This window comes from Streptomyces glomeratus (assembly GCF_021462825.1).
Lineage (GTDB): Bacteria > Actinomycetota > Actinomycetes > Streptomycetales > Streptomycetaceae > Streptomyces > Streptomyces glomeratus.
The window spans coordinates 237,810-258,601 of record NZ_JAKEEB010000001.1; the positions used below are offsets into that span (position 1 = coordinate 237,810).

A 20,792-nucleotide genomic window follows, 5' to 3' on the forward strand; every position below is an offset into this window, starting at 1 on the left:
ATGCGGTTGTGCAGCCCGTCGACCACCTCGCCGACCTCGCGGCCGTTGTATGCGACGAGAAGCGGGTGCGCACCACCGAGGTCCTGCACCGCCTCAAGAGGCGCAACTACGCCGTCTACGAGCACGGCGGCCGGCTGAAAGCGTTTTTGGCGGAGTACGGAGAGGAGCCGGGCACCTCTAGAAGCGGCCTCGCTGCCTCACTTGATCGCTCTTTATCTGACGCCCACCGCAAGCTCACTCACTGACAGGCAGCGGGGCCCGGCCTCGCAGCACCCGGCAGTTCATAACGATCAGGTGAATAACACCAGGTCGAGGCAACCACACAGCAGCTCCACAAGTCACACGCTCGCAAGTCACAACCCAAGTCCCAGGGGGGATCATGAGCCAGCAGTACCCGCCCCAGCCCCAGCAGCCCGGCTACGGCGAGCCCCAGCAGCCCGGCAGCAACGGCCTGGCCACCACCGCACTCGTCCTCGGCATCATCGCCGTCGTAGTCAGCTTCATCCCTGTCCTCAACGTTGTCGTCTGGCCGCTCGCGATCCTTGGCATCATCTTCGGCGCCATCGGCCTCTCCAAGGCGGGCAAGGTCCGCAAGGGCAAGGGCGCCGGCATCACCGGCCTCGTCACGTCGGCTGTAGCGATCGTGATGTTCTTCGCCATGAACGCCCTGTTCTTCTCCGCCGTCGACAAGGCCGGTGAGGAGCTGGACAAGTCGTACGACTCCACCACCGTCGGCGACGGTAAGTCCAAGACCGGCGGCGCCAAGGAGTCCGAGGTCATGAAGGACTTCAAGGTCACTAAGTGCGACGTGGTCACCGGCGACCTCGGCATCAAGGAGATGGCCATCCACGTCGACTACGCCAACCACGGCGACCGCCGATACTCGTACGTCGTTGAGGGCGAGGTCCTGGCCGACGGCAAGAAGGTCAACGACTTCATGTCAACCGCCGAGAACCTCGCCCCGGGCCAGAAGTTCACCGACAAGGACGCTGGTGCGCTGGTGAACGCGGACGAGATCAAGGACGCCAAGAGGCTCGAGTGCAAGACCATCAAAGCGTCCCGAACTGACTTCTGATCGCTGAGGTCGCGCGACGCTGTCCACCACCCCCAGGCCTCGCCGCGCACCCCGCAGCGGCGGGGCTCGCTGCATCATGGAGACCATGGAGTCGCAGCGCGGCACGGGCGCCGGCCGGGCTGGAGCGGGGCGGAGACATGAGCGTAGGCCCGGCCGGGGGCCGGGCCGCGCGCGGGGAGCGGAGCGAGTTTCAATGACCCAGTCAAGTGCCGCTACTCGGGTCCCGGAGCACCAGTTTGGAAGACGCCGTACGCGGATGACGGCTGACCTGGTGAGGCACTGAGCTGGGCCGGAGCGCGATCGGCGCCGCTGTTCCCCGTGAGTCCCTGCTGCGTCCCCTCCGAACGGGCACGCAGCGGGCACGCGCGCCAGCAGTCCTGACTAAGATCACGCGATGGCCGAAGAGATCTTCCTTGCCCACGGACCACAGGTGGCTGTCCGGCGCATCGCCTTGCGTGACTACGAAGAGATCACCGATCTCACTCGCGAGAGCGCCGAACTCCACCACCCGTGGGTCCCAACCCGGGAGATGCCCCCGGAAGCCTTCCGGGAGTATGTCGCAAGGTTCGATCAACCTACCCATGAAGGCTTCGTGGTCTGTTCGCGGGAAACGGGCGCGATCGTCGGTGGAATCAACATCAACAACATCGTCCGCGGCACCATCCAAAGCGGGGCCCTCGGCTATGTCGCCTACGCGTCCACCGCGGGGCGTGGCTACATGACCCAGGGGTTGCGGCTGGTCGTAGAGTTCGCCTTCACCGAGCTCGGGCTGCACCGGCTGGAAGCCAACATCCAGCCCGCCAATGAGTCGTCCATCCGCCTAGTCAGACGACTGGGGTTCCAGCGTGAGGGCTACTCTCCCCACTTCCAGTTCCTGGATGGCGCCTGGCGCGGGCACGAACGCTGGGCCCTAACGGTTGAAATGACTGGCACCCAGGCGCCTGACGCGTCCGTGAGGTCGGCGTAGCGACTTTGGCCGGGAGCTGCTTTGGCGCGAGTGATCATGGCCCCGTAAGCTTCCGGCGCGTCGGGCAGTCTGTGGACCTGCCCGGTAAAGCACGACGTTGGGGCCATGATCTTCGAGGCTCGCGCCAAAGTGGCTGGCTAAAGTCGCGGAGCCGACCGCCCCAGCCACAGCGGGGTTCTCCCCTCTCATGGCCGCGCCCGCCGTCCGGCCGGCGGGCTGGTGCGTGGATCAGCGGGCCGTACGAACGCCCGCGCATCTGGCAGCGTCGGCCCGCATGCTACCGCCACCACGATCCGGCCTCCTGCGGTAACACAAAGCCTCTTTGACCTGCACCGTTGGGGATCACCGTTCGTCCCCGTGCCCGTGTTGGAATGTGGCCGCTGCGTGCGGCGACGGACGGGCGGCGACGTGCGGCCGGTGGCGAAGACAGATGAGGCGGCGCGGCGGCGACCGGCCAGCGCCGCCGCGCTTGGCGTGGCCCTCGGGTCTTGATCCGACCTACCGGGCACAGGCGTCGCCTGGTCCGAGACCGGCTATGTCTTCGCCACGCGGAACGGTCGGCCGATCGAGCCGCGGAACGTCTACCGGTCCTTCACGAGGGTCGCGGCGGATGCTGGTCTGAGGGTGGTCCGGCTGCACGACGCGCGGCACGGCTGCGCCACGCTGCTGACGGCCGCCGGCGTTGCGCCGCGGGTCATCATGGAGATCCTCGGGCACTCCCAGATCAGCATCACGATGGACGTGTACACGCACGTCGTGCACGACACCCAGCGGGAAGCGATCAGCCATATGGACCGGCTGCTCAAGCGCCGTCTGCCAGACGCCTGAGAGACGACTGCCGTCAATTGGTGCCGTCAAAGGCCCCGGACCAAGATCGGTCCGGGGCCTTTTGGCTGGTGCCCCCGGCAGGATTCGAACCTGCGACACCCGCTTTAGGAGAGCGGTGCTCTATCCCCTGAGCTACGAAGGCGGGGCCCGGCGGAAGGCGTGGTGAATGCTCTGCGTGAGCACTCGTCCTCGCTTCTGCAAGGTTGTGGCCGCCTCTGGAGGCGGTTCCAACAGGTTAGCGGATCGGGGCGGGGCGGTGGGGCCGAGGCCGGGGTCTTGTGTTGATCAATTGTTTCGCGGGGCCTCCGGGGGGGCGGGCGCCGGTGGGGGATGCGTCACAGGGTGAGTCCGCCCAGGTGGGTCAGGGCGCGGGTGAACAGGTCCGTGAGGTCCGGCTCGCCGTTGTGGTCAGCCCAGTACATGAGCGTCTCTGTGGTCACCGCGGTCAGGGCGGCCGCGGTGACGCGGACGTCGTAGGCGTTCGCGTCCCTGCCGGCGCGTTCGGCGAGCAGGGTCGCCGTGCGGGCGACCCCGGCCTCCTGCTGTTGCCACATACGCGCCCGCAGGGGCTGCACCCGCGAGACCAGCCTGAGGCGGGCCAGCATGGTGTCCCGGTCCTGGCCGATGCGCTGTTCGAGCAGATCGAAGAGTGTTGCGCGCACGACGTCGGTGGGCGGTTCCCAAGGGTCCCGCCTTGTGGCCGGCGGCGGTGGGGGCGGGTCGTGGTCGTCGCCGAGGACCACGTCCTCCTTGGTGGGGAAGTAGCGGAAGAACGTGCTCGGCGAGACCTCGGCCGCGTCGCAGATCTGCTCGACGGTCGTGTGGTCGTACCCCTGTTCGGCGAAGAGGCGGAGTGCCTCCTGTCGCAGCAGACGGCGGGTCTTGGCCTTTTTCCTCTCCCGGAGCCCGGGGCGGGTCGTCATGTCGTGCACTTTTCTCAAGAGCCGGTTGTTGTAAAAGAGGGATTTAGTACCAAATGGGAGATGGTGGCATTCTCTCACCACTTCTGCTTCTCGGGGTGAGGGGAAGAGCCCGTTCGTGGGACGTCCGTCCGTGGTCCGTCGTCCGTCCGTGGGCGTCCCACGGTGGGACGGGTCTCTTTCAAGGGGATGGGTCGTCGGCTGTCGGTCTCAGTGCGGTGCCGGCAGCTGGTCCGGAATGGTTCGTACGATCGTTCCCCCGCTCGCGATCGGGATCGCGGACAGCAGTTCCGCCGGGAAGTCGAACGCGTCGACCAAGGTCATCATGTGCGGCGCGAGGTCGGCGACGACCGTGTCCAGGGTCTTCGGGAGGGCGCGGACCTGGTCCGGGGTGAGATGGCCCTCGGCGAGCAGATCACCGGTGTGCTCGCGTAGCCGGCGGAGCACGAACAGGCGGCACAGGGAGCGCAGCAGTGCGGCCGACCTCGGGTCCGCCGCCCGGTCGGCCGCCGCGGCGAAGGCGTCCGCGGCCTGGAGGCAGGCGTGTGCGGAGACCATTTCCAGGGCGGCACCGGAGGTGCCGTTCCAGCGGCCGACCGGATCGCCGGACGGGCCCTCGCGCAGGGCGGTGCGGGCCCGGGCCTGCCAGATGGCCTCGACCCGGGCGAGCAGTCCCCGTAGGAAGGGCAGGTCCGTCAGGTCTCCGGACGGCGACGTCTCCGGCTTCGCGGACTCGTGCCCGAACACCATCTCGGAGGCGGCCTTCACCCAGATCACCAGGTTGTCGCCCTCGGCGGTGATGCCGCCCTCGATGTTCGCGGGGAGGTCCGAGATGCCGTTGGCGGGAAACAGGCCCTGCGCGCCACAGCGTTCGCGGCACTCGGTGGCGATTCCCCGTGCCTCCCAGGTGATCCAGCCCTTGGCGATGGCCGCGAGCCGCTCGACCTCCTCGCGGTCCTCCTCGGTCCGCGCGGCGAACCGGCCGACCACCGTGCGGTGCAGGAACGTCATCGCGTACGCCGTCGCCAGCCCGTCGAGCAGCCGGCTGTGGTGGCTGCGGTGGGCGGCGAGCGGGATGCGCTCACCGGCACGGGGCCCGGCGATGAGACGGCTGTGGGAGTAGCGGACCGCGATGGTGAGCGCGGCACGGGCCATGCCGAGGGTGCCGGCGCTCATGCAGAGCTTGCCCATGGTGACGCGGTTGATGGAGCGCAGGAGCCGCTTGCGCTTGTTGCCGAGGTTGCTGGTGAGCGTGCCGTCGTGGTTCAGGCGGCCGTGGTCTGCCTCCAGGAGTGCCTCGCGGGGCAGCCACAGATGGTCGAAGGAGGTGAGGCAGTGGTCGACGGGGGTGCCGGTGCGGTCCGGCAGCCGGCGGACCGTGACTCCGGGCAGATATCCGGTCTCGTCGCTGAGCGGGGTGAGGAACAGAAAGACGCCCTGGTCCTCGTCGTCGACGAGGAGCCGGGCGGCGACGACCGCGGTCTTGGGGCCTCCGGTGAGGCTGGTGTTGGGCATGAACTTCTGTGCGCCCGGCGTCGGGGTGTGGAGGCGGAAGCCGCCGCTTCGGCGGTCGAGGACCGCGACGGTCTCCATCGAGGCCACGTCGTTGCCGTGCTCCAGCTCGGTGCACAGAAACGTTCCTGTGCGGTCCAGTGCGGTGAAGGCGGACAGGTCGCGGCCCCCGTGGTCGTGGTCGACGAGGCTGCCGAGGAACAGGTTGTAGTGGATGCTCGCGAGGGTGGTCAGCCCTCCGTCCACCAGTCCGATCCACTCGTGCAGGGCAGCCAGCCGGTGCGGGTCGGCCACGAACCGCTCGGGATCCGCGAGGACGTCGTTGAGGAGGCGCAGACGGTCGTATGAGAGGGCGGCCCGCTCGGCCGGGGGCAGTCCGGGCCGATACGAGAACGCGCGGCCGGAGACCGTCCTGCGCCAGACGCCGTGCCGCCGCTCGCGGTGCGGGCCCTCGAACAGGAGGCGCGCGAGATCGTCGGCGACCGGGTGCTCGAAGGGGGCCGAGGCCATGGACCCGGCCGGGGCTTCAGCGGTCACCGGGTGATGGAATGGCGTTGGGCGGTCGAGCATGGCCGGGCGCTGAGGTATCACCGGGTGTTCGTGTGTCGCCGGTTCTTCGGCCGGCGCCGGGTGTACGGCTGTCCCCGTAGTTAAGGCCTCGGACGACGTGATGGTCATCGAGCTTCCCCCTGGGTGGGTTCGGTCAGGTGTGAAGCACAGTGAGCGAAGATACGTACCATCCGGTTTTTATTTCAAGGGCCTTCTCGCACGGCACCGGCCGACCTACGGCACTTCCGCAGGGCTTTGGGGCGGGATAGGGGCAATTGGCGGTCCGACGCTTCAGGGTTGAAAAACCGTATGGCTGGTTTTATTGTCCAGAGGCGTCGACAGAGGCCGTCTGGTCTCTTCCCCGCGGCGCGGGCTGGTGCGGAGGGTGCTTGTGGCACGGCAGGAGCGGGCCATCCGGACGCGGCAGGCGATCCTGCTCGCCGCGGCCGAGGTGTTCGACGAGGTCGGGTACGAAGCGGCGACGATCTCCGACGTGCTGCACAGGTCCGGTGTGACCAAGGGTGCCCTCTACTTCCACTTCACCTCGAAGGAGGAGCTGGCCCAGGCGGTCCTGGCCGCGCAGGTCTCCTCCCTCCCGCGCGTCCCGGAGCAGGATCTGAAGCTTCAGGAGTCGTTGGACGAGGCATTGCTGCTGGCCTATCTGCTCCGGAAGGACACCGGTGACCCGATCGTCCAGGGCAGTGTGCGGCTGACCGTGGACCAGGGGTCGCCCAAGGACCACCTCAACCGGCGGGTGCCGATGCAGGCGTGGACCGAGCACACGCGGTCCCTCTTCGAAGAGGCCAAGCAGCGGGGCGAGATACTCCCGCACGCCGATGTCGAAGCACTCGCCAAGCTGTTCGTCGGCGCCTTCACGGGCGTCCAGGTCCTTTCGCGGATCATGACCGAACGGGTGGATCTGGCCGAGCGGGTCGCCGACCTCTACCGGCATCTGATGCCCTCGGTCGCCGTGCCGGGGGTGCTGGTCCGCCTGGACTTCTCCCCCGACCGGGGGCCGAAGGTGTACGAAGCCGCCATGAGACAGCGTCACTCGGAGGCGGTGGGCGCGGAGGGGTGACGTGACGGCGAGCGCGGCTCGAGGCGACGGGTGTGCCGCGGCCGCGGGTTCGCGGGCGTGGCGGGTGGGTCGCAACCACGGGTTCACGGGCGCGGGGGGTGTGTTGTGGCCACGGTTCGCGAGACGGGTGGCGTGTGGTGACGAGTGCCCGGCCGGGGGCGCCGGTGAGCCCGCCGGCCGACGAACGGCGCGCAGGGGGAGACGGAGCCGGAGCCGGGGGTAGGGCGCCGGGCGCCGGGGGAGGTGACGGGGGGAGCCGGGCGAAAGCCGCCGGCTCTCGTGCGGGGAGGGCGGGCGTGTCTCCCCGTTCATGGTGCGTGAGTACCACCGTGGTGCGCAGGGCGGCGTGCCACGCCGAATCCCGAACGGACCGACCGACCGAGCGGAGAGCACGATGAACACGACCGCATGCCCGTACGCCCTGGATGTGACAGGGCGTGACCTGGCTGGCGAGACCGCCATGTTGCGGGCGCGGGGGCCCGCAGTCGAGGTGGAACTGCCCGGCGGGGTGCGCGCCTGGGCCGTCGTACGGCAGACGTACGTCAAGCAACTCCTCATGGACCCGCGGGTGTCCAAGGACGCCCGGAGGCACTGGCCCGCCTTCGTCGCCGGCCGCATCCGCGAGGACTGGCCTCTCTACCCGTGGGTGGCGAACGAGAACATGCTGTTCGCCTACGGGGACCGGCATGCGCGGCTGCGCCGGCTGGTCGCCGCCGCCTTCACCGCGCGTCGCACGGAGGCCCTGCGGCCCCGCGTCCAGGAGATCACCGAGGCGCTCCTGGACGAACTGGCCGCGCTTCCGGCGGGTGAACCGGTCGATCTGCGGGCGCGTTTCGCCAAGCCGCTGCCCATGCGGGTGATCTGCGAGTTGTTCGGTGTCGCCGAGGAGGACCGTGAACCCCTCTGCACCGACCTGGACTTGGTGTTCGGTACGGCCGTGCCCGGCAACGAGATGGCCGCGGCGCAGGTGAGGGTCTTCGGGATGCTGGCCGCACTGGTCGCCGAGAAGCGGGCCGCGCCCGGAGACGATCTGACGACCGCTCTCATCGAGGCCCGGGACGGCGCCGACGGCCGGCTGACCGAGGAGGAACTCCTCGGCACCCTCTATCTGATGATCGCCGCCGGTCAGGAGACCACCTGCACCCTCATCACCAATGCGGTCGGCGCGCTGTGCGCGCAGCCCGAACAGCGCGCGCATGTGCGGGAGGGCCGCGCCGGCTGGGCCGACGTGGTCGGTGAGACGCTGCGCACGCACAGCCCCGCCGCGTACTCGCCGATGCGGTTCGCCGTGGAGGACATCGACCTGGACGGCGTACGGATCGCGAAGGGCGACGCGATCCTGGTCTCCTTCGCCGGTGCGGCCTCGGATCCCGAGGCGTACGGGGACGATGTCGGAGTCTTCGATGTGCTCAGGACCGGCCGGCGGGACGACCTGGGCTTCGGGTACGGCGTACACCGTTGTGTGGGCGCCCCGTTGGCCCGGCTCGAGGCGACCACCGCGCTGTCGGCGCTCTTCGGCCGCTTCCCAGATCTGGAGTCTGTAATTCCGATGGAGGAGGTGGAGCCGGTGGAGTCCTTCATCGTCAACGGGTATGGGTCGCTTCCGGTCGTACTGCGACCGAACTGATCTGTTTTCGGAGCCGGTTCGGGCGAGATCCGCCGCTTTCGGGCGGCGGGATTCCGCCCTTCCGGGTGTCTCGCGGCAATACCTATGGGACAGTTGCTCATGCAATTGAAAACCGCGCATGCGGTTTGTTATGCTCCTGATCCAGCCCAACGGAGCGTGTGATGGCCAAGCAGGAACGTGCGGTACGAACGCGCAACGCCTTGATCCAGTCCGCCGCCGAACTCTTCACCAAGGACGGCTTCGAGGCGGTCTCGCTGTCGATGATCAGCTCCCGCGCGGGAGTCAGCAACGGCGCGCTGCACTTCCACTTCCCCAGCAAGGCCGCACTCTCCGCGGCGGTACGGGATGCGGCGGCCCGGCGGTTCGGGCGGATCACCTCCGCCGAGCGGCCGCCGCCGCAGTACGGCGGCTCACTCCAGTCGCTCGTCGACACGAGCCACGCCCTGTTGCAGGGTCTGCGCCACGACGTCGTGCTGCGCGCCGGTTTCGACCTCGGCGACGGGGCGCGGGACGCGGGCCGGGGCGGAGATCTGCACGAGCGGTGGCACGCCTGGGTGGAGGACGCCGTGGTGCGCGCCGCGCACGAGGGGCTGCTCTCCGACGTGGCGCCGCGGGATCTGGTGGCGACGGTGGTCGGTGCGACGGTCGGCTTCGCGGCACTCGGGGAGTACGACGTGCGCTGGCTGTCGCACACCACCCTCACCCGCTTCTGGTCGCTGCTCCTTCCTCGCATAGCCTCGGCGCCGGCGCTTCGGGGAGTGGTGGCTGCGGGAAGGCGGGCGGAGGCGAGCTGATCCTCCGTGCCTCACCGTCGTGTGACGTGCACCCGGAAGTTGCCCGACCGGTCCTTTCCCACCACGCTGATGACGATCCCCGCTTTCGTGTCCTTGAAGGACTGCCCGGGGAGGAACGTCGCGTCGGACAGCTCGGCCTGCACATTGGGGCTGCGGGTGCAGCCCCCGCTGCCGGGCTGTGAGTCGTAGACCGTGATGGGCCCGTCGCCGGTGTCGACGTCCGCGTCGACGCGGTAGACGAGGATGCCGGGCCGGCACACCGCCGCGTCGTTGCCCTCGCGGGTGCGCAGTTCGACGGCGTATCCGGCCCGGGAGCTGAGCGGTACGAAGACCAGCTTGCGTCCGCCGGTCCGGGCCAGCGGGGTCAGCGTGTACGCGGCCGTGCCGTGCCCGGTGACGCAGGCGACCTGGGCGTCGCCGAGCCAGCCGAGCTTCCACTTGTGCCAGCCGAGCAGGTCGTTGTCGGCGCCCCAGTCCTCGCTCATGATGTCCCAGTGCCCGACTGCGGTGCCGCCCTCCTGGGTGTAGAGGTCGGGCAGGCCGAAGGTGTGGCTGTTCTCATGGGGCATGACCCGGTAGCCGGTCACGGCGTAGGAGCCCGAGCCGTCGTCCTGGCGGCTGTAGATGAAGGACGCGTTGGCGACGGGGACGCCGTCGGCGAGGGGCGCGTCGGTGTTGCCCGCGAAGGTCACGGACAGGACGGTGTCCAGGGCGGAGGGGCCGGCGTTCGGGGTGGCCAGCACGTTCAGCAGGTCGTAGCGGCGGAAGTCCACCTTGGGATCGATGGCGGCGACGATGTCCTGGACGAGTTGGCGGTAGCCGGGGTCGAAAGGGGCGCCGCGCTCTATCCCGTACGCCTTGAACGGTTTGGGCATCCGCAGCCAGTGGCGTATGGGCGCCTCCGGGCGGTAGTCGAGGCGGCCGTACGAGCCGGTGGCGAACCACTGCCGGGTCTGCGGGAAGAACTCCGCGAACCGGCTCAGCGCGCTGCCCTGGCCGGGGGCGTCGGAGAAGTCGACCATCACGGTCAGGGCGTGCACGGTGCCGGTGGAGCGGGCGTAGCCGGAGGGGGTCGGGATGCCTTCGGGCATCTGGATGTTCGGATGGCCGTGGATCATGCAAGGGCGCAGTGCCGAGGACCGGACCGGGGCGACCGAGCCGGGCGCCGCGGAGTCGGCCGTCAGCTGCCCGGTGCCGGCCGAGGTGGAGATCGCCAGAGTCAGAGCGGTGACCGAGGCGAGGGAGGCGGCGCGGCGAGGGTGTACCCGGCGACGGGACAGCTGCATGCGGTGGCCCTCCGCTCCACGGCAGCCGCCGGTCTCCGACTGCACCCTTGCGATCACCCTGTGGCGCGCGCACCGTGGGCGCGCGCTGGAGGAGGCCGAACGAGGGGTTCTCGGGCGCGGAGGGGGTGAAGGCGGGCGAGGGGAGGCGTGAAACGGGTGCGTGCGGCTCGGGGCGGGGGTTGGGTGCGTGCGGCTCGGGGCGGGGATCGGGTGCGTACGGTCCGGAGCTGGGTGCCGGGTGCGTACGGTCCGGAGCTTGGTGTCGGGTGTGCGTGGCTCGGGGCGGGGCCGGGCGCGCATGGTTCGGGGCAGGTATCGGGTGCAGGGGAGGGATGCCGACCGACCGAGCCCGGTGAGTGACGCAGGTCACAGGAATTGATTGCGATGCGGGGAAATAACCGGGGACCGATTCCCCGTTTAGACCGGTGTCCGAGCGAAACGGGGAACAAGTCCCCGGATCGTGTCCCACTCGCCTAGGAGTACGCCGTGCAGACCGCAACCCCCGCACAGCGCCGAGCGTCCAGGCCGCGCGCCGACGCCCTGCGCAACCGGGAGCGGATCGTCACCGCCGCCCGGGAGATGTTCGTCGAGTTCGGCCCCGACGTGCCGTTCGACGAGATCGCCCGCCGGGCGGGCGTCGGCAATGCCACGGTGTACCGCAACTTCCCCGACCGCGACACGCTCGTCACCGAGGTCGTCTGCTGGGTCCTCGACCGCACGGCCGAGGAAGCCGAGCGGGCGCTCGCCGAGTGCGCCGACGCCTTCGAGGCGCTGGAGCGCTTCGCGCACGCCGCCGCCGACGAGCGGATCAGCGCGCTGTGCCCGATGGTCTCCAGCACGTTCGACGAGAGCCACCCCGATCTGCAAGCCGCAGGCGAACGGATCGAACGGCTCATCGAGAAGATCATGGACCGCGCCAAGGCCGCCGGGCAGCTCCGTCCCGACGTGGGCGTCGGTGATCTGACGATCGCCGTCGCCCAGCTCAGCAGGCCGCCGGCCGGTACGGCGTGCTTCAGCGCCGACCGCTTCATGCACCGTCATCTCCAGCTGTTCCTGGACGGACTGCGGGCCCCGGCCCGCTCCGAGCTGCCGGGTACGGCCGTGACCATGGAGGACCTGCGCCGATCCTGAGAGACCTGTGGCGACTGGCAGTGATCACTGCCGATCAGCAGCGACCGACAGCGACCCGTACCGATTAGTTTCGCGAGCCTCACCCGTCTGTACCGACGGACGACGTTCTGCGGCGGGCACGGACCTCACGTACCGCCCGCAGACGTGACGACGACAGACGTCCCGGCCGTCACTCCGACGAGCCGTAGCCCTGCCCAGCCTTGCCCTGTCCTGCCCTTCCGCGATGTTCCGCGCCTCCTTCCACGCCCCTTTCCGCCTCACTGTCCGGCCTTTCCGATTCGTCTGACCGATTCGTCTGACCGATCCGTCTGACCTTTCCGATCGGCCAGGCCTTCCCGATCTTTCCGTCACGAAGTCCCGAAGTGGGTACCTCCATGTCTGCAACCGCCCGAAGCGCCCCCGCCGCTTCCGCTCCCGACGCCCGACGCTGGCGGGCGCTCGTCTTCATCGCGCTCGCCCAGCTGATGGTCGTCCTCGACGCCACCATCGTGAACATCGCTCTCCCGTCCGCCCAGCGAGACCTCGGGATATCCGACGGAAACCGCCAGTGGGTCGTCACCGCGTACGCCCTCGCCTTCGGCGGCCTGCTGCTCTTCGGCGGCCGGATCGCCGACCTGTGGGGCCGCAAGCGGGCCTTCGTCATCGGCCTGACCGGCTTCGCCGCCGCCTCCGCGCTCGGCGGCGCGGCGCAGTCCGGCGCGATGATGTTCGGTGCCCGCGCCCTCCAGGGCGTCTTCGGTGCCCTCCTCGCCCCGGCCGCGCTGTCCCTGCTCGCGGTGATGTTCACGGACGCCAAGGAGCGTGCCAAGGCGTTCGGCATCTACGGCGCGATCGCCGGTGGCGGCGGCGCCGTGGGTCTGATCCTCGGTGGCTTCCTCACCGAGTACCTGGACTGGCGCTGGACGTTCTTCGTCAACATCCCGTTCGCCGTGGTCGCGGCAGCCGGCGCCTACTTCGTCATCCGGGAGCCGGAGGGCGGCCGCAACCGCTCGCCGCTCGACATTCCGGGCGTCATCCTCTCCACCCTCGGCCTCGTCTCCCTCGTCTACGGCTTCACGCGCGCCGAGTCCGACGGCTGGGGCGACTCCCTGACGGTCGGCCTGTTCGTCGCGGCGGCGGTCCTGCTCCTGGCCTTCGTGGTCACCGAGTCCCGGGTCAAGGCCCCGCTGCTGCCGCTGCGCGTGGTCACCGACCGCAACCGTGGCGGTGTCTACCTCTCCCTCGGCCTCGCGGTCATCGCGATGTTCGGCACGTTCCTCTTCCTGACCTACTACCTGCAGGTCGTGAAGGGCTACTCGCCGGTCAAGACCGGCTTCGCCTTCCTGCCGATGGTGGCCGGCATGATCACCGGCTCGACCCAGATCGGCACCCGTCTGATGACCCGCGTCCCCGCGCGTCTGCTGATGGGCCCCGGATTCCTCGTGGCCGCCGCCGGTATGTTGCTGCTGGCGCAGCTGGAGATCGGTTCCTCCTATGCGGCCCTCGTGCTGCCGGCCCTGGTGCTGCTCGGCCTCGGCATGGGTACGGCGTTCATGCCGGCCATGTCCCTGGCCACGTTCGGCGTGCAGCCGCGGGACGCGGGTGTCGCCTCCGCGATGGTGAACACCTCGCAGCAGGTGGGCGGCGCGATCGGCACGGCCCTGCTGAACACGATCGCGGCCTCGGCGACCACGTCCTACATCAAGGACCACATCGCGACGGCTGCCTCCAAGCCCCAGCAGCAGCTGGTCCAGCTCCAGGGCATGGTGCACGGCTACGCGAACGCCATCTGGTTCGCCGTGGGCATCCTCGCGTTCGCCGCGGTGGTCGCCCTGACCTTCGTCAACGCCGGACGCCCGGACGTCGCGCAGGTCTCCGCCGGTGGCACGGGCGAGGGAGTCGAGGACGAGGTGCACGTCCCGGTGGTCGCCCACTGACCGCACGGACGGTGGGGCCTCCCACCGGACACCGGGTCCGCCCCGGCTCCGCCCTCGAGGGCGGAGCCGGGGCGGCCGTGTGCGAGGGCGCGTGCGGGCGATGTCGGGCGGGGTGCGTGCGGGCGAGGCCCGGTGGGGGCCGTCGTCCGTCCGGGCTCAGCGGAGCCAGGGCAGGTCCGCCCCGCCATCCTTGGGCTGGAGTCCCTCCGCGATCACCGACATGATCTCGCCGAGGGACTTCTGCTGCTCCGGGGTGAGCCGGTCGAACATCGCCTGGCGCACGGCCGCCACATGACCGGGCGCGGTGCGGGCCAGCACCTCGTAGCCCTCGTCCGTGAGGACCGCGACCTGGCCGCGCTTGTCGGCAGCGCAGTTCTCGCGGCGCACCCAGCCGTTCTTCTCGAGACGGGCGACGGCATGCGAGAGCCGGGAACGGGTGATCTTGGCGCCTATCGCCAGCTCGGTCATCCGCAGCCGTCTGCGCGGTGCCTCGGCGAGCTGGACGAGCAGTCCGTAGTACATGTGCGGCATGCCCGCGTCGCGCTGAAGCTGACGGTCGAGGTGGTCCTCGAGAAGGGTGACGGCGTGCATGTAGGCACGCCAAGTGCGCTGCTCCTGGTCGGTGAGCCAGCGTGTGTCCTCAGGGCGTGCCGTCCTCATGCGCTCCACTCTACGGCCTCTTCTTGAAACTTAAACAAGTCGGCGCTACGCTCTCGATAGAGCTTGATGTTTCAAGTAAACGGGCCGGAGGGAGCCACTGCCATGTCCGCCGTCACCGAGGAGCGCCCCGTGCCCGAACGCATGCCCGCCCTCTATCTGAGCCATGGTGCGCCCCCGTTGGCCGACGACCCGGTCTGGCCCGGGCAGCTCGCCGCCTGGTCCGCCGGTCTGCCCCGCCCCCGGGCGATCCTCATGGTCTCCGCCCACTGGGAAGAGGCCCCGCTCGCCCTCGGCGCGGTGGAGACGGTTCCGCTGGTCTACGACTTCTGGGGCTTCCCGGAGCACTACTACCGGGTGACCTATGCCGCCCCGGGCGCCCCGCAGCTCGCCGATTCCGTACGGAAACTGCTGCGCGCCCCCGGCATGCCGGTCCAGGACATCCCGGACCGCGGCCTGGACCACGGCGCGTATGTGCCGCTGGTCGAGATGTTCCCCGAGGCCGGCATCCCCGTCCTGCAGGTCTCCCTGCCCACCCTCGACCCGGTGAGGCTCCTGGAGATCGGACGCAAGCTGGCCGTGCTGCGCGACGAGGGCGTCCTGATCATCGGCTCCGGCTTCTTCACCCACAATCTGGCAGCCCTGCGTCACCCGGGCGGGGGGGTGCCCGCGTGGTCGGCGGAGTTCGACGACTGGGGCCACCGGGCGCTGGAGGCCGGTGACATCGACGCGCTGCTCGACTTCACCCGCACATCCCCGGCGGGCCGGCTCGCCCATCCCCGCACGGAACACTTCGCCCCGCTCTTCGTGACGCTGGGCGCGGCGGACGCCATGGGGGAGCTGGACACGCACAGGCCGGTGATCGACGGGTTCTGGATGGGGCTGGCGAAGAGGTCGGTCCAGTTCGGCTGAGCTGCCGCGCGGTCATTCCCGGGCGGTCACAGCTCCTTCTCGTACCAGGCCACGTCCCAGTACCGGCCGAACTTCCGGCCCACCTGCCGGTAAGTGCCCACGTGCCGGAAACCGAAGCGTTCGTGCAGGCGCACGGAGGCTTCGTTGGGCTGGGCGATGCCCGCGTAGGCGCGGTGGAGGTCCTCGCCCGCGAGCGCCTCGAACAGGGCCTTGTACAGACGCGTGCCCACGCCCCGGGCCGTGGCGTGCGGGGCGAGGTAGACCGTCACCTCCACCGAGGTCGCATAGGCGGGCTTGGCGCGGAAACCGCTGGATGTGGCGTACCCCAGAACCTCCTGTGAGTCCGGGTCCACGGCAACCATCAGCCGATGGGGCCCGTCTTCAGGGTGGGAGAGCAGCCAAGGACGTCGCTCTTCCGGCGTGAAGATCGCGGTATCGAAGGTGATGGGCGTCTCGCGTACGTAGTGGTTGTAGATGTCCGTGAGGGCCGAGAGGTCGCTCGCCCTGCCCGGCCTGACCTGCACCTCTGTACGTTCGGACGTCATCCTGCCTCCCCGGTGGCGGCACAGGGTACTGCATGATCAGAAAAATCGACGGGCAGGTTGGGAATTCTGTCCGGATTGCAGTCGTTGTTTCCTTCGGATGCAGGGCACCCGGAAGGGTGTCGTAAGCGCCACAGGACCATCCGCCAGCCCACCATCGCAAGGGAGCACGCATGGCAACCCGTGCCGTCGCCCGTCGCCAGGCCGCCGAAGGCGAGACCGTAGACGCGGCAAACAGTGTTCGCGCCCATGGCGGCGAGATCGCCGATCGCGACCTGGTCGGCATGTATCTCGACGAGATCGCGCGTACACCTCTGCTCGACGCCGCCAGGGAGGTCGAGCTGTCCCAGATCATCGAGGCCGGTGTGTTCGCGCGGCAGATCCTCGACGGTGAGGAGGAGGCCAAGGCGGATGCCACCCGTGAGGAGTTGGAGGCTCTGGTCGCCGAAGGCGAGCGGGCCAAGGACATCTTCATACGGTCGAACCTGCGGCTCGTCGTGGCCGTCGCGCGACGCTACCCGCGCAGTGGCCTTCCGCTGCTCGACCTGATCCAGGAGGGCAACGCTGGCCTGGTGCGCGCGGTCGAGAAGTTCGACTACCGCAAGGGCTTCAAGTTCTCGACCTACGCGACGTGGTGGATCCGCCAGGCCATCACCCGGTCGATCGCCGACCAGTCCCGGACCATCCGGCTGCCCGTGCACCTGGTCGAGGAGCTGGGCCGCATCCGCCGGGTGCAGCGCGAGTTCAACCGCGAGCACGGCCGGGACCCCGAGCCCGCCGAGATCGCCGCCGAGCTGGACTCGACGGCGGAGCGCATCAGCGACGTCCTCGACTGGGCCCGCGACCCGGTGTCGCTGAACATGTCGGTGGACGACGAGGGCGAGACCCAGTTCGGCGACCTGCTCGAGGACACCTCCGCGGTGTCGCCGGAGCAGTCGGTGCTCACACTGCTGCGCAGCGAGGAACTGGACGACCTCATCGGCCGGCTCGACCAGCGCACGGCGTCGATCATCAAGATGCGCTACGGCATCGATGACGGCCGGGAGCGCACCCTGACCGAGGTCGGCAAGGAGCACGGCCTGACGCGCGAGCGGATCCGGCAGATCGAGAAGCACGCGCTCCTGGAGCTGAAGAAGCTGGCCCGGGACACCGGGTTCGACGCGGCGGCGTAACGGCATCCGCGGGGCCGGGGCGCGCCGCCGGCCCCGCCGCGCCGGCCGGCGCGACTTGGCGCTGTTGCGTCGCTTCAACCCCTGGGGTCCGGGGCACAAGACCTCCGGGCCCACGCGCGTATGGGCCGGACCGTGCGCGCCCTCCAGAGCCGAGTCCCGACGCACTCCCCCCAGCGGCGGGACTCTTCCCGAGCCGGGTTCCGGCGCCACTCCCCCCCCCTGGCGCCGGAGCCCGGCTCTGCCCTGTGCTCGGACAGGGGGCAGGCCGACCGGGTCGCCCCGGACCTGAACCCCGGGGCGGCCCGGATGGCAGATTGTGCCACAGCGGCATAACCTGCCGTCGTGACCGGTACCAACCGTACGGGCGGGACCTCCCCCCGCCGTACGACGCAACAACCCGAGCAGGACCAGCGTGACCGGCGCGACAAGGGCGAGTCGCTGATCGAGCGGCGCAAGGCGGCGACCCGGATGGAGATAGCGCGGGCCGCCGCGGGCCTGTTCATGCGGAACGGTCTGCGCGCCACCCGGGCCGAGGACATCGCCCGCGCCGCCGGCGTCGCCCCGCGCACCTTCTACCGCTACTTCGCGACCAAGGAGGAGGCGCTCGCACCGCTGTTCTCCGAGGGCGCCCACCGATGGGCGCGGGCGGTCCGTGAGGCCCCCGCCGGGCTGACCGTCGCCGAGGCCCTGCGCCACGCGGCGGTCCACACTCTGACCCCGGGCGTCGGCGTGTCAGCGACCTCCCTGGAATGGGTCCGCACCCTGCTGCGCCTCATCGACACCAATCCCGCGCTCACCAAGGTCTGGGCCGAGATCTGCCAGGCCGCCGAGCGGGAGCTGGCAGAGGTGCTGGCGGTGCGGGCGCGGGAAGATGACGAGGCGTCGGCGGCCGTCACCCCCGCACTCCGTTTCGCGGCAGCCATCGCAGGCGCCGCCGTCCGTGTGGCGGTGGAGACCTGGGCCGCGGGCGACCGCCCGGCCGACGGCCCCCACGGGCCCGCCGCTCTCGCCGTACGCAACCTCGAGGCCCTCGGGGAGTTCGCGTGGGGGACCGGCTGACCGCCCTCCTTCTCGCGGCTTGTTCCCGCGGGCGTTCCGTGCTGTCGGGGACCGGCCGTCGCGCCTCGGTCGCCTCACATCGGCCCGGTGTCCGCCGCTCGGCTCAGCCGTGCCCCCAATTCCCGGGCGCGGGCGACCAGTTCGGGCGGCCGGTGGACGGTGAACGCGCAGTCCACCATGGCCAGTCGCACCGCCAGCCAGTCCACCGAGTCGCTCGCCGTGCCACGCAGCCGGCAGCTGCGGTCGTCGAGGGGCTCGGGGGCGTCGAACCAGCGGGGCAGGCGCGCCGCCACGACGTCCGCGGGCGCGGCGAAGGTCGCCTCGAACTCGTAGGTCTCCTGGTGCCGGTACATCGACTGCCGCAGATACTCCGCCGCGCTCTGTGCCGGCAGCTCGCGCGGGGTGAACCGCGCGCCCGTCGCGAAGGGCGCGGTGACCCGGTCGATCCGGAACGTACGCCAGTCGTCGCGTCCGAGGTCGTAGGCGACGAGGTACCAGCGGCGTCCCGTCGACACCAGCCGGTACGGCTCGGTCAGGCGCCGTGACTCCGTGCCGTCCTTGGCGCGGTACGCGAACCGCAGCCGCTCCCGGCCCGCGATCGTCGAGGCCATCACGGTCAGCGTCTCCGGCGCGATACTCGCGCCGTCGCCGCTGGCCAGAGCGGTGGTGGCGGCCTGGAGCGTGGCGACGCGGTGACGCAGCCGTCCCGGCAGCACCTGCTCCAGCTTGGCCAGGGCCCGTACGGACGCCTCCTCCACGCCCTCGACCGCGTGTCCGGCGCCCGCGCGCAGCCCGACGGCGATCGCCACGGCCTCCTCGTCGTCGAGCACCAGCGGTGGCATCGCCTTCCCGGCGACCAGCCGGTACCCGCCGTCGGCCCCCTTGCTGGCCTGAACCGGGTAGCCCAGCTCGCGAAGCCGGTCGATGTCGCGCCGGATCGTGCGCCGCGACACCCCGAGCCGCTCGGCGAGCTCGCCGCCGGGCCACTCCCGGGGTGTCTGCAGCAGGGACAGCAGCTGGAGGAGCCGGGCCGGGGTGTCAGTCGTCATGAGACGAGGATGCCCGAGCATTAGGACATGGACTGACCTATTCGGGCCCTACCTTCGGAGCATGACCTCCACCGACAGCACCCCCAGTACCGGCGTGGCCGGCGCCCAACCGGCCGGCACGAGCGACCGCCGCCGCTGGTTCGCGCTCGCGATCGTGATGACCGCGGCCTTCATGGACCTGGTCGACGTCACGATCGTCAACATCGCCATCCCCTCCATCCAGCGGGATGCGGGCGCCTCCTTCAGCCAGATCCAGTGGATCACCGCGGGATATGCGCTCGCCTTCGCAGCCGGGCTCATCACCGGCGGCCGGCTCGGCGACATCCACGGCCGCAAGCGCCTCTTTCTGATCGGCGTCGGCGGCTTCACGCTCGCATCGGCCCTGTGCGGCTTCGCGGCCGACCCGGAGATGCTCGTCGCCTCGCGGATCCTTCAGGGCGCGATGGCGGCGATGATGGTGCCGCAGGTGCTGTCGATCGTGCACGCCACCTTCCCGGCGCACGAGCGGGGCAAGGTCTTCGGGCTCTTCGGCGCCGTCGTCGGGCTGGGAGCCGTCTCCGGGCCGCTGCTCGGCGCGCTGCTGACGGAGTGGAACCTGTTCGGTCTTGAGTGGCGCCCCATCTTCCTGATCAACCTGCCGGTCGGCGTCGGGGCGTACCTGCTCGGCCGGCGGTTCATCACGGAGTCGAAGGCCCCGCGGGCACTGCGCCTCGACCTCGTCGGGGTGGCCCTGGTCACGCTCGGTCTGCTGATGCTGCTCTACCCGCTCACACGCGGCCGGGAGCTGGGCTGGCCGCTGTGGGGGTATGCGTCGATGGCGGGTGCGCTGGTCGTGTTCGGGCTGCTGGTGGCGTACGAGCGGCGCAAGGCCGCCCGCGACGGCTCCCCCCTCGTCGAACTGTCGCTGTTCCGGGTGAAGAGCTTCGCCGCGGGTATAGCGGTGCAGACGGTGTTCGGGATCGGCCTCGGTGTCTTCTTCCTGGTCTGGACGCTGTACATGCAGGTGGGGCTGGGCTGGAGCGCCCTGCGGGCCGGGCTGACGGGCGTGCCGTTCTCGCTCGCGGTGTCCACGGCGGCCGGGATGTCGGTGCAGAAGCTGGTCCCGCGCTTCGGCCGCAAGGTGCTCCAGGCGGGCGCGCTGGTGATGGCGGCGGGTGTGCTCCTCTACATCGCCGAGGCCCATCGCTACGGGTTGTCCATAGCCTCCTGGCAGATGGCGCTGCCGCTGGTGGTCATGGGCGCGGGCATGGGGCTGATCGTCGCGCCGCTGACGGACGCCGTCCTCTCGGAGGTGCCGCGGGAGCATTCCGGTTCGGCGTCGGGGCTGATCAACACGGTGCAGCAGATGGGCAACGCGCTGGGCCTCGGGCTGGTGTCGGTGGTGTTCTTCGGCGAGATCGACGACCGGCTCGCCCCCGCCGAGGTGGGTCCGGCCTTCGCGCGCGCCTTCCAGCACGCGCTGGGCTGGGTCGTGGCGGTGATGGTGGTGATCTTCCTGCTGATGTTCGCGCTGCCGAAGCGGCCGGCGCAGCACGTCGAGGGTGCACAGACGGAGCCGGAGGCCGTGGAGGAGCGAGTGTTCGTCTCCTGAGTGTGCTGTGCCGCCGGCGCCCGGAGGGTCGCGTTCTTTGCGAACCCGCCGGGCGCCGCCGTCTACGGGGCGCGGCGCATGGAGTCCGCGCCACCCCGCGCATGCCCGTTTGCGTCCGCCTCTGTGC

General features: G+C 70.1%; 18 protein-coding genes, 1 tRNA gene and 1 pseudogene. 13 read left to right on the plus strand and 7 right to left on the minus strand.

Annotated features, from left to right (window positions below):
* The first annotated feature begins 8 nt into the window (after positions 1 to 8).
* The 4 genes and pseudogenes from LZ604_RS01070 to LZ604_RS01085 form a co-directional block, all read left to right on the plus strand.
* Positions 9 to 245, plus strand: a complete 237-nt coding sequence (locus LZ604_RS01070) for a hypothetical protein (protein WP_234511456.1) — start codon at positions 9 to 11, stop codon at positions 243 to 245.
* Positions 246 to 379: 134 nt separating this feature from the next.
* Complete coding sequence (locus tag LZ604_RS01075; protein WP_234511458.1) at positions 380 to 1,075, plus strand: DUF4190 domain-containing protein; 696 nt, start codon at positions 380 to 382, stop codon at positions 1,073 to 1,075.
* Between the two features lie 394 nt (positions 1,076 to 1,469).
* Entirely contained in the window at positions 1,470 to 2,042 is a 573-nt protein-coding gene (locus LZ604_RS01080) for a GNAT family N-acetyltransferase (protein WP_234511460.1), read from the plus strand.
* Positions 2,043 to 2,552: 510 nt separating this feature from the next.
* Positions 2,553 to 2,870 (plus strand): annotated as a pseudogene (locus tag LZ604_RS01085) (tyrosine-type recombinase/integrase); the annotation flags it as partial.
* Positions 2,871 to 2,936: 66 nt separating this feature from the next.
* Here LZ604_RS01085 and LZ604_RS01090 read toward each other — a convergent pair.
* The 3 genes from LZ604_RS01090 to LZ604_RS01100 form a co-directional block, all read right to left on the minus strand.
* Positions 2,937 to 3,012 (minus strand) — tRNA-Arg (locus LZ604_RS01090).
* A gap of 193 nt (positions 3,013 to 3,205) precedes the next feature.
* A complete protein-coding gene (locus LZ604_RS01095) occupies positions 3,206 to 3,793 on the minus strand; it encodes a TetR/AcrR family transcriptional regulator (RefSeq protein WP_234511462.1) in 588 nt (195 codons plus the stop codon).
* A 207-nt stretch (positions 3,794 to 4,000) separates the two neighbouring features.
* Positions 4,001 to 5,812: an acyl-CoA dehydrogenase family protein gene (locus LZ604_RS01100; RefSeq protein WP_234511893.1), complete on the minus strand. Its 1,812-nt coding sequence runs from the start codon at positions 5,810 to 5,812 to the stop codon at positions 4,001 to 4,003.
* A gap of 430 nt (positions 5,813 to 6,242) precedes the next feature.
* Here LZ604_RS01100 and LZ604_RS01105 point away from each other — a divergent pair, with 430 nt between their 5' ends.
* The 3 genes from LZ604_RS01105 to LZ604_RS01115 all read left to right on the plus strand — a co-directional run bounded on the left by LZ604_RS01105 (position 6,243) and on the right by LZ604_RS01115 (position 9,350).
* Positions 6,243 to 6,929, plus strand: a complete 687-nt coding sequence (locus tag LZ604_RS01105; RefSeq protein WP_234511465.1) for a ScbR family autoregulator-binding transcription factor — start codon at positions 6,243 to 6,245, stop codon at positions 6,927 to 6,929.
* A 394-nt stretch (positions 6,930 to 7,323) separates the two neighbouring features.
* Positions 7,324 to 8,556 carry a cytochrome P450 family protein gene (locus tag LZ604_RS01110; protein ID WP_234511467.1) on the plus strand — a complete coding sequence of 411 codons (1,233 nt, stop codon included), beginning with the start codon at positions 7,324 to 7,326 and terminating at the stop codon, positions 8,554 to 8,556.
* Positions 8,557 to 8,717: 161 nt separating this feature from the next.
* Entirely contained in the window at positions 8,718 to 9,350 is a 633-nt protein-coding gene (locus LZ604_RS01115) for a ScbR family autoregulator-binding transcription factor (protein ID WP_234511470.1), read from the plus strand.
* A gap of 11 nt (positions 9,351 to 9,361) precedes the next feature.
* On the opposite strand, the gene LZ604_RS01120 is transcribed toward LZ604_RS01115, so the two are convergent.
* Positions 9,362 to 10,636, minus strand: coding sequence for a M6 family metalloprotease domain-containing protein (locus tag LZ604_RS01120; RefSeq protein WP_234511475.1), 1,275 nt, complete (start codon positions 10,634 to 10,636; stop codon positions 9,362 to 9,364).
* Between the two features lie 486 nt (positions 10,637 to 11,122).
* Between LZ604_RS01120 and LZ604_RS01125 the strand changes: the two genes are divergently transcribed.
* Both LZ604_RS01125 and LZ604_RS01130 read left to right on the plus strand, forming a co-directional pair.
* Positions 11,123 to 11,767, plus strand: coding sequence for a TetR/AcrR family transcriptional regulator (locus LZ604_RS01125; protein WP_234511477.1), 645 nt, complete (start codon positions 11,123 to 11,125; stop codon positions 11,765 to 11,767).
* A 374-nt stretch (positions 11,768 to 12,141) separates the two neighbouring features.
* Positions 12,142 to 13,683, plus strand: coding sequence for an MFS transporter (locus tag LZ604_RS01130; RefSeq protein WP_234511480.1), 1,542 nt, complete (start codon positions 12,142 to 12,144; stop codon positions 13,681 to 13,683).
* A 156-nt stretch (positions 13,684 to 13,839) separates the two neighbouring features.
* Here the strand turns inward: LZ604_RS01130 and LZ604_RS01135 are convergent, their stop codons facing one another.
* Positions 13,840 to 14,343, minus strand: coding sequence for a MarR family winged helix-turn-helix transcriptional regulator (locus tag LZ604_RS01135; RefSeq protein WP_234511482.1), 504 nt, complete (start codon positions 14,341 to 14,343; stop codon positions 13,840 to 13,842).
* A gap of 141 nt (positions 14,344 to 14,484) precedes the next feature.
* Between LZ604_RS01135 and LZ604_RS01140 the strand changes: the two genes are divergently transcribed.
* On the plus strand, positions 14,485 to 15,252 hold the full coding sequence (locus LZ604_RS01140) for a dioxygenase family protein (protein WP_234511895.1): 768 nt from the start codon (positions 14,485 to 14,487) through the stop codon (positions 15,250 to 15,252).
* A gap of 26 nt (positions 15,253 to 15,278) precedes the next feature.
* Here the strand turns inward: LZ604_RS01140 and LZ604_RS01145 are convergent, their stop codons facing one another.
* Positions 15,279 to 15,797 (minus strand): GNAT family N-acetyltransferase, encoded by a 519-nt coding sequence (locus LZ604_RS01145; protein WP_234511484.1) that lies wholly within the window; start codon positions 15,795 to 15,797, stop codon positions 15,279 to 15,281.
* A 170-nt stretch (positions 15,798 to 15,967) separates the two neighbouring features.
* Here LZ604_RS01145 and LZ604_RS01150 point away from each other — a divergent pair, with 170 nt between their 5' ends.
* Positions 15,968 to 16,966 (plus strand): sigma-70 family RNA polymerase sigma factor, encoded by a 999-nt coding sequence (locus tag LZ604_RS01150; RefSeq protein WP_234511486.1) that lies wholly within the window; start codon positions 15,968 to 15,970, stop codon positions 16,964 to 16,966.
* 468 nt (positions 16,967 to 17,434) lie between these two features.
* Positions 17,435 to 18,025, plus strand: a complete 591-nt coding sequence (locus LZ604_RS01155; RefSeq protein ID WP_234511898.1) for a TetR family transcriptional regulator — start codon at positions 17,435 to 17,437, stop codon at positions 18,023 to 18,025.
* Between the two features lie 74 nt (positions 18,026 to 18,099).
* Here the strand turns inward: LZ604_RS01155 and LZ604_RS01160 are convergent, their stop codons facing one another.
* A complete protein-coding gene (locus LZ604_RS01160) occupies positions 18,100 to 19,074 on the minus strand; it encodes a helix-turn-helix transcriptional regulator (protein ID WP_234511488.1) in 975 nt (324 codons plus the stop codon).
* 61 nt (positions 19,075 to 19,135) lie between these two features.
* Between LZ604_RS01160 and LZ604_RS01165 the strand changes: the two genes are divergently transcribed.
* Positions 19,136 to 20,665, plus strand: coding sequence for an MFS transporter (locus LZ604_RS01165; RefSeq protein WP_234511492.1), 1,530 nt, complete (start codon positions 19,136 to 19,138; stop codon positions 20,663 to 20,665).
* The last annotated feature ends 127 nt before the right edge of the window (positions 20,666 to 20,792 follow it).

What these genes read in the sequence shown, in the direction of transcription:
- LZ604_RS01075 (WP_234511458.1), top strand. Translation starts at nt 380, where the DNA reads ATGAGCCAGCAGTACCCGCCCCAGCCCCAGCAGCCCGGCTACGGCGAG.
- LZ604_RS01080 (WP_234511460.1), top strand. Translation starts at nt 1,470, where the DNA reads ATGGCCGAAGAGATCTTCCTTGCCCACGGACCACAGGTGGCTGTCCGG.
- LZ604_RS01095 (WP_234511462.1), bottom strand. Translation starts at nt 3,793, where the DNA reads ATGACGACCCGCCCCGGGCTCCGGGAGAGGAAAAAGGCCAAGACCCGC.
- LZ604_RS01100 (WP_234511893.1), bottom strand. Translation starts at nt 5,812, where the DNA reads ATGGCCTCGGCCCCCTTCGAGCACCCGGTCGCCGACGATCTCGCGCGC.
- LZ604_RS01110 (WP_234511467.1), top strand. Translation starts at nt 7,324, where the DNA reads ATGAACACGACCGCATGCCCGTACGCCCTGGATGTGACAGGGCGTGAC.
- LZ604_RS01115 (WP_234511470.1), top strand. Translation starts at nt 8,718, where the DNA reads ATGGCCAAGCAGGAACGTGCGGTACGAACGCGCAACGCCTTGATCCAG.
- LZ604_RS01120 (WP_234511475.1), bottom strand. Translation starts at nt 10,636, where the DNA reads ATGCAGCTGTCCCGTCGCCGGGTACACCCTCGCCGCGCCGCCTCCCTC.
- LZ604_RS01130 (WP_234511480.1), top strand. Translation starts at nt 12,142, where the DNA reads ATGTCTGCAACCGCCCGAAGCGCCCCCGCCGCTTCCGCTCCCGACGCC.
- LZ604_RS01135 (WP_234511482.1), bottom strand. Translation starts at nt 14,343, where the DNA reads ATGAGGACGGCACGCCCTGAGGACACACGCTGGCTCACCGACCAGGAG.
- LZ604_RS01140 (WP_234511895.1), top strand. Translation starts at nt 14,485, where the DNA reads ATGCCCGCCCTCTATCTGAGCCATGGTGCGCCCCCGTTGGCCGACGAC.
- LZ604_RS01145 (WP_234511484.1), bottom strand. Translation starts at nt 15,797, where the DNA reads ATGACGTCCGAACGTACAGAGGTGCAGGTCAGGCCGGGCAGGGCGAGC.
- LZ604_RS01150 (WP_234511486.1), top strand. Translation starts at nt 15,968, where the DNA reads ATGGCAACCCGTGCCGTCGCCCGTCGCCAGGCCGCCGAAGGCGAGACC.
- LZ604_RS01155 (WP_234511898.1), top strand. Translation starts at nt 17,435, where the DNA reads ATGGAGATAGCGCGGGCCGCCGCGGGCCTGTTCATGCGGAACGGTCTG.
- LZ604_RS01160 (WP_234511488.1), bottom strand. Translation starts at nt 19,074, where the DNA reads ATGACGACTGACACCCCGGCCCGGCTCCTCCAGCTGCTGTCCCTGCTG.
- LZ604_RS01165 (WP_234511492.1), top strand. Translation starts at nt 19,136, where the DNA reads ATGACCTCCACCGACAGCACCCCCAGTACCGGCGTGGCCGGCGCCCAA.